This window comes from Hamadaea flava, assembly GCF_024172085.1.
In the GTDB taxonomy this organism is placed as follows: domain Bacteria; phylum Actinomycetota; class Actinomycetes; order Mycobacteriales; family Micromonosporaceae; genus Hamadaea; species Hamadaea flava.
In genome coordinates, this window is sequence record NZ_JAMZDZ010000001.1 from 215,284 (window position 1) to 224,318 (window position 9,035).

At 70.3% G+C, this 9,035-nt stretch carries 12 protein-coding genes; 5 read left to right on the forward strand and 7 right to left on the reverse strand.

Annotated elements, in window-relative coordinates:
* The first annotated feature begins 13 nt into the window (after window positions 1–13).
* Both HDA40_RS01080 and HDA40_RS01085 read left to right on the forward strand, forming a co-directional pair.
* Window positions 14–235: a hypothetical protein gene (locus tag HDA40_RS01080; protein ID WP_253750268.1), complete on the forward strand. Its 222-nt coding sequence runs from the start codon at window positions 14–16 to the stop codon at window positions 233–235.
* 107 nt (window positions 236–342) lie between these two features.
* The gene (locus HDA40_RS01085) at window positions 343–720 is read left to right on the forward strand and encodes a hypothetical protein (RefSeq protein ID WP_253750270.1); all 378 of its coding nucleotides are present in this window, start codon (window positions 343–345) and stop codon (window positions 718–720) included.
* Between the two features lies 1 nt (window position 721).
* Here the strand turns inward: HDA40_RS01085 and HDA40_RS01090 are convergent, their stop codons facing one another.
* Both HDA40_RS01090 and HDA40_RS01095 read right to left on the reverse strand, forming a co-directional pair.
* Window positions 722–1,582, reverse strand: a complete 861-nt coding sequence (locus HDA40_RS01090; RefSeq protein WP_253750272.1) for a DivIVA domain-containing protein — start codon at window positions 1,580–1,582, stop codon at window positions 722–724.
* 184 nt (window positions 1,583–1,766) lie between these two features.
* Window positions 1,767–2,303, reverse strand: coding sequence for a gluconokinase (locus tag HDA40_RS01095; RefSeq protein WP_253750274.1), 537 nt, complete (start codon window positions 2,301–2,303; stop codon window positions 1,767–1,769).
* Window positions 2,304–2,340: 37 nt separating this feature from the next.
* On the opposite strand from HDA40_RS01095, the gene HDA40_RS01100 reads away from it, so the two are divergent.
* Complete coding sequence (locus tag HDA40_RS01100) at window positions 2,341–2,796, forward strand: GNAT family N-acetyltransferase (RefSeq protein ID WP_253750276.1); 456 nt, start codon at window positions 2,341–2,343, stop codon at window positions 2,794–2,796.
* Here HDA40_RS01100 and HDA40_RS01105 read toward each other — a convergent pair.
* From HDA40_RS01105 to HDA40_RS01120, 4 genes are all read right to left on the reverse strand, one after another.
* Window positions 2,779–3,888 carry an anhydro-N-acetylmuramic acid kinase gene (locus HDA40_RS01105; protein WP_253750278.1) on the reverse strand — a complete coding sequence of 370 codons (1,110 nt, stop codon included), beginning with the start codon at window positions 3,886–3,888 and terminating at the stop codon, window positions 2,779–2,781. The genes HDA40_RS01100 and HDA40_RS01105 overlap by 18 nt on opposite strands.
* A complete protein-coding gene (locus tag HDA40_RS01110) occupies window positions 3,885–4,733 on the reverse strand; it encodes a carbohydrate ABC transporter permease (RefSeq protein ID WP_253750281.1) in 849 nt (282 codons plus the stop codon). Before HDA40_RS01110 ends, HDA40_RS01105 begins: the two co-directional genes overlap by 4 nt.
* Window positions 4,730–5,674 carry a carbohydrate ABC transporter permease gene (locus HDA40_RS01115; protein ID WP_253750284.1) on the reverse strand — a complete coding sequence of 315 codons (945 nt, stop codon included), beginning with the start codon at window positions 5,672–5,674 and terminating at the stop codon, window positions 4,730–4,732. The genes HDA40_RS01110 and HDA40_RS01115 overlap by 4 nt, the downstream gene beginning before the upstream one ends.
* Before the next feature lie 88 nt (window positions 5,675–5,762).
* Window positions 5,763–7,046, reverse strand: coding sequence for an extracellular solute-binding protein (locus HDA40_RS01120; protein WP_253750286.1), 1,284 nt, complete (start codon window positions 7,044–7,046; stop codon window positions 5,763–5,765).
* A 193-nt stretch (window positions 7,047–7,239) separates the two neighbouring features.
* On the opposite strand from HDA40_RS01120, the gene HDA40_RS01125 reads away from it, so the two are divergent.
* Window positions 7,240–8,136: a MurR/RpiR family transcriptional regulator gene (locus HDA40_RS01125; RefSeq protein ID WP_253750288.1), complete on the forward strand. Its 897-nt coding sequence runs from the start codon at window positions 7,240–7,242 to the stop codon at window positions 8,134–8,136.
* Window positions 8,137–8,224: 88 nt separating this feature from the next.
* Window positions 8,225–8,434: a hypothetical protein gene (locus HDA40_RS01130; RefSeq protein WP_253750290.1), complete on the forward strand. Its 210-nt coding sequence runs from the start codon at window positions 8,225–8,227 to the stop codon at window positions 8,432–8,434.
* A gap of 60 nt (window positions 8,435–8,494) precedes the next feature.
* On the opposite strand, the gene HDA40_RS01135 is transcribed toward HDA40_RS01130, so the two are convergent.
* A complete protein-coding gene (locus tag HDA40_RS01135; protein ID WP_253750292.1) occupies window positions 8,495–9,004 on the reverse strand; it encodes a MarR family transcriptional regulator in 510 nt (169 codons plus the stop codon).
* Between the last annotated feature and the right edge of the window lie 31 nt (window positions 9,005–9,035).

Sequence of the window (9,035 nt, forward strand, 5' to 3'; positions counted from 1 at the left end):
TATCCTCGGCCGCATGGGTGAGATCGGGACGCTGGCGATCCTCGTCGGCGGATTCGGCGTGACCCTCGCCGGATTCGCTTGGTTCGCGGCGTACGTGCGCCGCCGGGGACTCGGCGGTGGCGTGCTGGGCCCGGTCGACGAGATCTACCGGCCGACCGCCCATCACGTGCGCTTCGAGATTCAGGCCGAGGCCGAACGCGGCCAGCCGTCTCCGGAGGCCGCCCCGCCGCAATGATCGGCCGTCACCGAAGGCGGCGCGTGGGTCTTGCCGGACAGCGGGAACTCGGGCCAGAATGATCCGCCGTCGGCTTGATCAACGGGGGAACAGACATGGTCAGAGTCATGGGGAAAGGCGCGTTGGTCGGCCTGCTCGCGTACGCCGCCGCGGGCGGTGCCGACCTGGTCCTTCCGGGGAGCATGAGCGACTTCGCCCGTACGCTGTCGCTTTTCCTCGCCGCGTTCGTGGCCGCCGCGATCGCGGCACCGTCGCTGCGGCTGCGGCAGTGGTTTCTGATCCCGGTGCTCGGCACGGTGTTCAACGCCGCGATCAACCTGCTGATCGGGTGGCTGGCCGGGCGGTCGGGCGGGCTGGTCCTGCTGCCGTCGCTGCCCACGCCTGTGCTGCATGGCGCGTATCTGGTGGTGCTCGGGGCGGCGGCTGCGGCAGCGGCCGAACGGGTGGCGCGGGCGAACGCGGAGATCGACGCCGGGGTCGTGTGACCTAGTCCAGGTCGTTCAGCCCGAGCAGGCCGTCCGGCGTACGCGGCGCGACGGGTACCGGCTCGGCGGCCCGTCCGACCTGCGCCGGGGTGGCCTGGGCGGGCACGACGGGGTGCGCGCCGGTCGGCGACTGCTTGCCCCGGGGCTGCTTGGCGCCGGCTGCCTGCGACGACGGCGGCAGCGCGTCCGCCCCGACGCCGAGGACGCGCAGCTGTCCCTGCATGAAGGTGACCAGGCGGTCGCGGTAGTTGCGCTCGAACTGCTTCAGGCCGTCGATCTCCTGCTGCAGCGCCGTGCTCTTGGCTTCGAGGCTGCCCACGATCTCCTCGTAGCGCTGCTGCCCGTCGCGGACGAGGTCGTCGGCCTGCGCCTGGGCGCTGTTGACCATCTCCTCGGCGGCCAGCCGGGCGTCGGACAGCGTCTTGTCGGACTCCCGCTGGAGCGCGTCGGCCTGCGAACGCGCGTCGCGCCCGATGCGCTCGGCCTCGCCACGGGCGTCGCCGAGCGCCTTCTCAGCGTCCCGGTGCAGCACGTTGGCTCCGGCTCGGGCCTCGCCGAGGATGTCCTCGGCCTGGGCGTGCGCCTCGGCCCGGATGCGGTCGGCCTCCCGCTGGGCGTTGGCGAGGTGTTCGTCGGCGGTGCGGCGGGCGAGGACGAGCACCTGGAGGGCCTGCCTTTCGGCGTCGGAGTCGTGGGCGGCCGGGTCGATCTCGGCCGCCGGGGGCATGGCGCTCGGCGCACCGGCCGGCATGCCACCGGGCACCGCGCCGGCCGGGCCGGCCGGGATCGGCGGCAGCTCGTCGGCGGCCGGCGGGGGCGCGAACAGACCCTTGACGCGACCCTTCAGCCGGTTCTCGGTCATCGGTGCCCCTCTCGTCGGGCGGTGAAAACTGGATCGGTGAAAACTGGATCATGGTACGGCCGGAGTTTCCTGGGCGCGGAACGGCCTGGGAAAGTATGGCGTGAAACCGGCGCGGGAGATAGCCCCGCGAAGAACGCCCGGATACGCCCGAGTCGTCGGGCCCGCCCGTACGAGTGACGGCAGGTCAGCCCGCGATGGTGGGCAGTTTGAGCCGCTTGATCGCGTCGGTCGCCAGCTCGTCGGGGGTCTCCGCGAGGTCGAGGACGATGCCGGTCTCGTCGTCCTGGAGCGGTTCGAGGGCGGCGTACTGGGACTCCAGCAGGCTCGACGGCATGTAGTGGCCCGCGCGGTGGGCCAGCCGCAGCTGGATGACCTGCATCGGCCCGGCCAGGTGAACGAAGTCGAGGGTCGGGGCGCCGCTGCGGAGGATGTCGCGGTAGCTGCGGCGCAGCGCGGAACAGGCGAGCACGGTCGAGACGCCGAGGCGGTCCTGATGCGCGAGCCACCAGGCCAGGCGGTTCAGCCAGGGCACGCGGTCGGCGTCGTTGAGCGGCACGCCGCGCCGCATGCGGTCGACGTTCTCCTCGGAGTGGTAGTCGTCGGCGTCGGCGAAGAGGAAACCGGTGCGCTCGGCGATGCGCCGGGCGACGGTCGACTTGCCGCAGCCGGAAACGCCCATCACGACGACGTGTCGTGCTGAGTTCGCCGGTGCGCTGTCCATCGAGACGAGCGTACCGAACGCGTGGCAGACTCGCCGGATGATCGACGTGCGGCTGCGGGCCGTGACCGAGGCGGATCTGCCGGTGTTCTTCGAGTGGCAGCGTGATCCGGAGGCGGCCCGGCTTTCCAAGATCCCCGGACGCGAGTGGGAGGAGTTCCTGACCCATTGGCGGACCAAGGTGCTGCCCAACCCCGACGGGTTGCTCCGAGCGATCACCGCCGACGGCGTACTGGCGGGCAACATCGTGTCGTTCCCGTTCCGTGAGCGCCGCTGCGTCGGTTACTGGCTCGGGCGGGACTTCTGGGGCAAAGGCGTCGGCACCACGGCCCTGCGGCAGTTCCTCGCCGACGTCGACCAGTCCCGTCCGCTGTACATCGAGACCGACGAGGGCAACGCCGGGTCGCTGCACATGGCGGAGAAGTGCGGCTTCGAGCGGGTCGGCCTGGAGGTAGAGGGGGACCTGCGGTTCGTCGTCCTACGGCTCGACGACTAGGCGTACCGGGGTGGTCGCGGTCCGCGGCGGCAGCGGCCCGGTGACGGACCCCAGGACGCTCGCGGTCCGCGCCCCGGTGCACGCCGGCAGGGTGGCCGCGAGCCCGTGGGCGGTCAGCCACCCGATCAGCGCGAACAGCAGCGCTTCCTTCGAATCAGCGGGTACGCCCAGCGCATCCGACGTCGTCACCACGGTCGGTCCCACCAACTCGGTGAGGCGCTCCATCAGATAGGCGTTGCGTACGCCGCCGCCGGAGACGACGAGCGAAGCGAGCCCGTGTTCGGCGACCTCGGTGGCGATCGTGACGGCGGTCAGCTCGGTCAGCGTGGCGAGCAGGTCGGCCGGCCCGGCGTCGGTGGTGGGCAGATAACCGGCGTGGAACAGCTCCTTGCCGGTCGACTTGGGCGGCTGCCGGGCGTAGTACGGGTCCTGGAGCAGGTCGCCGAGCAGTCCGGGCAGGATCCGGCCGCTGCGGGCCAGCTCGCCGTCCTCGTCGTAGGCCCGCCCGGTGAGCCGGAGCATGGCCGCGTCGATCAGGGCGTTGCCCGGACCCGTGTCGTACGCCAGCCGCCGGCTCGGGACGGTGAGATTGGCGATGCCGCCGATGTTGAGCGCGCCCGCCGCCGGGCGGTCCGCCAAAAGCAAGGTGTCGAGGATGGCAGCCAGCGGAGCGCCTTGCCCGCCGGCCGCGATGTCGCGCACCCGGACGTCGGCCACGACGGGCAGCCCCGTGCGTTCGGCGATCCAGGCGGGCTGGCCGAGTTGGAGCGTGCCGAGCGCGGCGCCGCCCTCCACCCAGTGGAACAGGGTCTGCCCGTGCGAGCAGACCAGCTCCGGTTCGGCGGCCTGATAGGACGCAGCGGCCTCGGCGAACTCCTGGCCGATCCAGGTGTCCAGCCGGCATACCGCGCCCAGGTCGACCTGGTTCGGCGGCAGCGCGGCGCGGATGGCGTCACGCGTACGGTCGGAGTAGGGGAACGTGCCGGTGCGGAGCAGCCGCGCGCGCAGCACCGCACCGTCGGGCTCGAACTCGACCAGGGCCGCGTCGATCCCGTCGTACGAGGTCCCCGAGCTGAGCCCGAGGACCCTCATCCGCGTACGGCTCCCGCGGTGAGGCCGCGGGCGAGGTTGCGCTGGACGAACATGAAGAAGACCGCGACCGGCAGCGCGATGATCGTCGCCCCCGCCATCAGCGGCCCGAACGAGGTGCCCTCGGTGGTGACGAAGTGGCTCAGCCACAGCGGCAGCGTGTACTTCTCCGGGCTGCTGATGAGGAAGTAGGTCAGCAGGTACTCATTCCAGGCCAGGATCATCGTGAAGATCGACGTCGCGACGAGGCCGGGCACGATGAGCGGCAAGGTGACCCGCCGGAACGCCTGCACCTGGGAGCAGCCGTCGATCATCGCGGCCTCCTCCAACTCGGACGGCACCCCGAGCACGAAGCCGCGCAGCGCCCACACCGCGAACGGCAGCGCGAACGCCAGGTACGCGATGACGAGACCGGGCACGGCGTCGGTGAGCTGAAGCGCGCCGAGCGAGGCGTCCTGGATCTCCGTGAGCGTCAGGAAGATCGGGATGACCAGGGCGATCGACGGGACCATCTTCATGATGAGGATCGACATCAGGAAGGTACGCCGCCCGAAGAACCGGAACCGGGCGACCGCCACGGCGGCGGCGAACGCGACCGCCATCGCCAGCACGACGGTGAGCACGGTGGCGATCAGGCTGTTGGCGGCGGCCTGCCAGAAGGTGCTGTCGCCGAAGACGTCCGCGAAGTTGTCCCCGGTCGGGTGCAACGGCACGAACTGCGGGGTCGCGGAGTACATGTCCTTGCCGGACTTGAACGCCGTGGACACCATCCAGTAGATCGGGAACGCCCAGACCGCCGCGATCAGCAGACCGGCCGCGGAGTACCCGATGCGGACCGCTCGTCTCATTCGGCTTCTCCCGTCTTGATCAGCTGGCGGATGTAGAAGACGCTCACCACGAGCAGCAGCAGCACCGTCACCACGGCCACCGCCGAGGCGTACCCGTACTCGTGACCCTGATAAGCCTGCATGTACGCGTAGATGGCCAGCGTCTGATAGTCCGGCGAGGGCGCGCCGTTGCGCAGGATGTAGATCTGGTTGAACACGCTGAAGTCCCAGATGATCGACAGCGCGGTGACGATGACGAGCACCGGCTTGATCGAGGGGAGGGTGATGCCGAAGAACACCTGCCGGCCGCCCGCGCCGTCGAGCCGGGCCGCCTCGACCAGTTCCGCGGGCACCTGGGTGAGGGCGGCGTAGGTCGTGACCGTGATGAACGGGACCGCGCCCCAGACGACGATGAGCGTGGCGACCGCCAGACCCTGTTTGGCGTCGGTGTACCAGTTGTGCTGGCCCAGCCCGAGGACGTAGTTGAGGACGCCGAAGTTCTGCTCGGTCATCCAGGCGAAGATCTGGGTCGACACGAACGTGGGCACCGCCCACGCCATGATCAGCGAGAACGTCATCACCCCGCGGACCCAGGCGTGCACGCGTTCCATGAGCAGGGCCAGGCCGACCCCGACGCCCATCGACAGGCCGACCATGACGGCGGTCAGCACGAGGGTCCGGACGACGACGGTCCAGAACACCGGATCGCCGAGGATGCGCGAATAGTTCCGCAGCCCGACGAACGGCGGCCCGGCGTCGCTGAAGATCTGGGCGACGCCCCACTGCTGGAACGACAACACGATCACCCGGATCAGCGGGTAGCCGATCACCGCCAGCGAGACCGCCAGCGCGGGCAGGATGAGCAGGTACGGCAGGCGCGGGCGGGACCGGCGGGCGCGGGCCGCGCTCGGTCTCGGCGCCGGAAGCGGCCGCGCGACGGCCGGTTCGTCGAGTGTGGACACGGCTCCTCCTGGCGAGCGGCGGCGGTGCGTACGGCGGCCCGGGTGGACGGCGGCACTCCGCCCACCCGGACCGTCGGGCTCAGCTGAGTCAGCTGGCGTTGAGGGTAGTCTCGATCGCCTTGTCCGCGGCGGCCGTGATGTCCTCGATGGTGCCCTTGTTCGTCGCGATGTCCACGAACATGTTCAGTACCGTCTTGTTCTTCTCGACCTGGGCCCAGTTCTTGGCGGCGGGCAGCGTCCAGGTGTTGGAGAGGGTGTCGACGTACCCCTTCATCAGCGGGTCGCTGGTCACGATGGTCGTCGTGTTGGCCATGAAGCCGCCGTCGACGAACATCTGCTGGCTGGCCGGCGAGGTGTACGCCTTGATCCAGGACTTCGACCAGTCCTTGTGCTTGCCCTTGGCCGGGATCGCCAGGTCGGAGCCGCCCATGAAGGCCGGCAGGGGGCTGCCCGCCTTGGTCGGGCTCGGCATGACGAACGAGCCGATCTGGTCCTTGAGCTTCGCGTCGCCGTCCTTGCCGAAGACCTTCTTCATCTGGCCGCTGGTGTCGTAGAACATGGCGGCCTTGCCCGCGACCATCGTGCTGAACGCGGTGAGGTCGTTGATGGTGCGGTCACCGTGGTAACCGGCGTCCATCAGCGCCTTCCAGGTCTTCAGGCCGGCCACCGACTCGGGGGAGGAGAAGGTGGCGTCCCACTTGCCGTCCGCGCCCTGCTTGGCGACCTGGCCGCCGGCGTCGTAGATGAACGGCATCGCGCCGTACTGGTGCTGGCCGGGCAGGAAGAACGCCGAGAAGGTCGGGTCGGCCTTGTGCTTGTCCGACAGCTTCTGCACCGCCGTCTGCAGCTCGGCCCAGGTGGTCGGCGGGGTGGTGATGCCCGCGTCGGCCAGGATGTCCTTGCGGTAGATCACCGCGCGGAGACCGCCGTAGTAGGGCACGCCATACAGCTTGTCCTGGTACGTCGCGGAGTCCTGGAGCGCCTTGACCCAGGTGCCGGAGTTGGCGAACTCGGCCTTGTCGGCGGTCAGGTCGGCGAACGCGCCGTTGCCCATGTACAGGCCCATCTCGGTGGTGCCCAGCTCGATCACGTCGGGCGAGGTGCCACCCTGCGCGGCGGCGTCGAACTTGGTGAGGTGGTCCGCCCAGGCCTGGTAGGCCACGGTCACCTTGACGTTCGGGTATTCCTTGTTGAACTCGGCGGTGGCGGTCTCGACGGCCTTTGGCCACAAGGTCTGCGCGTCGACCTGGAGCCAGACGGTCAGGTCGCCCTTGGCGTCCTTCCCGCTGCCGGAGTCCTCCTTGCTGCCACAGGCCGCGGCGGCCAACAATGTGGCTGCCGCCACCGCCGCTGCGATGATCCTTCTCTGCATTCCATCCTCCCTGGACAGGTGGCGGTTGCCGGATGCACTGACGGATGTGCTGCTTGGATGTGCTGCTTGGATGTATGGAGATGACTGAACGGTGCTGGACCGCTACGCTGGCAGAAACCTCCGCCCCCGTCAATGTGGGTGAAGGAAATCGTCATTAACCAGTTACGAAGTCACGGTTACGGGAGGTGGCGCGGTGACGACGACACCGGTTCGGCCGGAGAATCTGGTCGCCGCGGTACGCGCGGTGCTGCCGTCGCTGACGCCGTCGGGCCGCCGGATCGCGGAGCTGATCCTGCACGACCCGGCCATGGTCGCCGCGCACACGATAACGGAGCTGAGCGCCGTCTCGGGGGTCAGCGAAGCGACGATCGTGCGTACGGCGCGATCGCTGGGCTTCGCCGGATATCCGCCGCTGCGGCTGGCGCTGGCGGCCGCAGCGGCCACCACTGAGGACGGCGATCGGCTCGTCCCCGGCGATCTCGGGCCGGACGATCCGCTGTCCGACGTGATCACGAAGGTGACCCGGGCGGAGACCGAGGCGCTGGCCGACACCGGCCGGCAGCTCACGCCCGAGCAACTGGCCCCGGTCGTCGACGCGATCGCGCGGGCGCGCCGGGTCGACGTCTACGGCGTGGCCGCGTCCGGCCTGGTGGCGGCGGACATGGCGCAGAAACTGCTGCGCATAGGCATCCTCAGCCACGCGTTCTCCGACGCGCATCTCGCGTTGACCAGTTCCGCCCTGCTGCGTACCGGGGATGTGGCGGTCGGGGTGTCCACCTCCGGCGAGACCCCGGACGTCCTCGAACCGATCCGGCGGGCGGCCGCAGCCGGGGCGTACACGGTGGCCATCACGAACAACCCGCGCTCCACTCTGGCCGCCGCGGCCGCGTTGACCCTGGTCTCCGCGGGCCGGGAGACGGCGTTCCGCCCGGCCGCGCTGGCCAGCCGGATCAGCCAGCTGCTGGTGGTCGACTGCATCTTCGTCGGCGTCGCCCAGCGCACCTTCGAGACCTCGCAACCGGCGATCCAGGACACCCGCGACGCGGTCAACCGGTTCGTCGCCGAATCCCGGGCGCGGCGGCGACGCTGAATGTGACCCGCCCGTTGCGTACGCCATCGATACTGGACAGTGCAAGCGCTACAGCCAGATCCGGATCGTAGGCGAAAGGGGAACCGGCATGGGCGACAGCGATCGGCAGGGACGCCGCTGGCGCGGCGGCGGCGGGGGTTGCGGCACGGGCGGCGGATACTTCCTCGGCTTCATCGGCGCGGCGGTCTACTACATCCAGCAGTCCGACGGCTTCTGGGAGGGCGTGGTCGGCGTGCTCAAGGCCCTCGTGTGGCCCGCGTTCCTCGTCTACGAGGTGCTCAAGTTCGTCAGCGCCTGACACCTGGGCCCACCCCGGCCGACTACGACCGATGGTGACCCGTGGCCGCGCGGCCACGGGTCATTCCTCGTCGCGACCGGCGTCGGCGATAGCCGCGAAGTCCGCCACGAGCCGGGGAAGCAGCCGCGCCAGGGCCGCCCGATCCGCCGCCGGCCAGTCCCGGGTGGCCATGGCGACGACTCCCCGGCGGAATTGCTGGATGCGGCGTAGGACCGCTTCGCCGTCCTCGGTCAGCACGAGCAGGGACCGCCGTCCGTCGCGCTGGTCGGCGCGCCGCCGCAGGAGCGCCGCCTCCAGCGCGAGGGCGGTCAGCCGGCTCGCCCGGGGCTGGTCGACGTCCAGCAGCGTCGCCGCCTCGCTCACGGTGAGCGTCTCGCCGCGGCCGGCGGCCGCCGCGACCGCATCGAGTAGTTCGAACACGGAGTCCGGCAGTCGCCCGGTCGGGCTGTCGCGTTCCCCGGCGCGCTCGGACAACCGGGCCAGCGCCCGGCGCCGCTGCGCCCGGCGGAGCGCCACCATCGCCCCTTCGATCTCCGCCACCTGCTCGTCCGGGGTGACCTTGTCAGCCATGCGCTCTCCGATGCATACTCGAAGACAACTA

What these genes read in the sequence shown, in the direction of transcription:
- HDA40_RS01080 (WP_253750268.1), top strand. Translation starts at nt 14, where the DNA reads ATGGGTGAGATCGGGACGCTGGCGATCCTCGTCGGCGGATTCGGCGTG.
- HDA40_RS01085 (WP_253750270.1), top strand. Translation starts at nt 343, where the DNA reads ATGGGGAAAGGCGCGTTGGTCGGCCTGCTCGCGTACGCCGCCGCGGGC.
- HDA40_RS01090 (WP_253750272.1), bottom strand. Translation starts at nt 1,582, where the DNA reads ATGACCGAGAACCGGCTGAAGGGTCGCGTCAAGGGTCTGTTCGCGCCC.
- HDA40_RS01095 (WP_253750274.1), bottom strand. Translation starts at nt 2,303, where the DNA reads ATGGACAGCGCACCGGCGAACTCAGCACGACACGTCGTCGTGATGGGC.
- HDA40_RS01100 (WP_253750276.1), top strand. Translation starts at nt 2,341, where the DNA reads ATGATCGACGTGCGGCTGCGGGCCGTGACCGAGGCGGATCTGCCGGTG.
- HDA40_RS01105 (WP_253750278.1), bottom strand. Translation starts at nt 3,888, where the DNA reads ATGAGGGTCCTCGGGCTCAGCTCGGGGACCTCGTACGACGGGATCGAC.
- HDA40_RS01110 (WP_253750281.1), bottom strand. Translation starts at nt 4,733, where the DNA reads ATGAGACGAGCGGTCCGCATCGGGTACTCCGCGGCCGGTCTGCTGATC.
- HDA40_RS01120 (WP_253750286.1), bottom strand. Translation starts at nt 7,046, where the DNA reads ATGCAGAGAAGGATCATCGCAGCGGCGGTGGCGGCAGCCACATTGTTG.
- HDA40_RS01130 (WP_253750290.1), top strand. Translation starts at nt 8,225, where the DNA reads ATGGGCGACAGCGATCGGCAGGGACGCCGCTGGCGCGGCGGCGGCGGG.
- HDA40_RS01135 (WP_253750292.1), bottom strand. Translation starts at nt 9,004, where the DNA reads ATGGCTGACAAGGTCACCCCGGACGAGCAGGTGGCGGAGATCGAAGGG.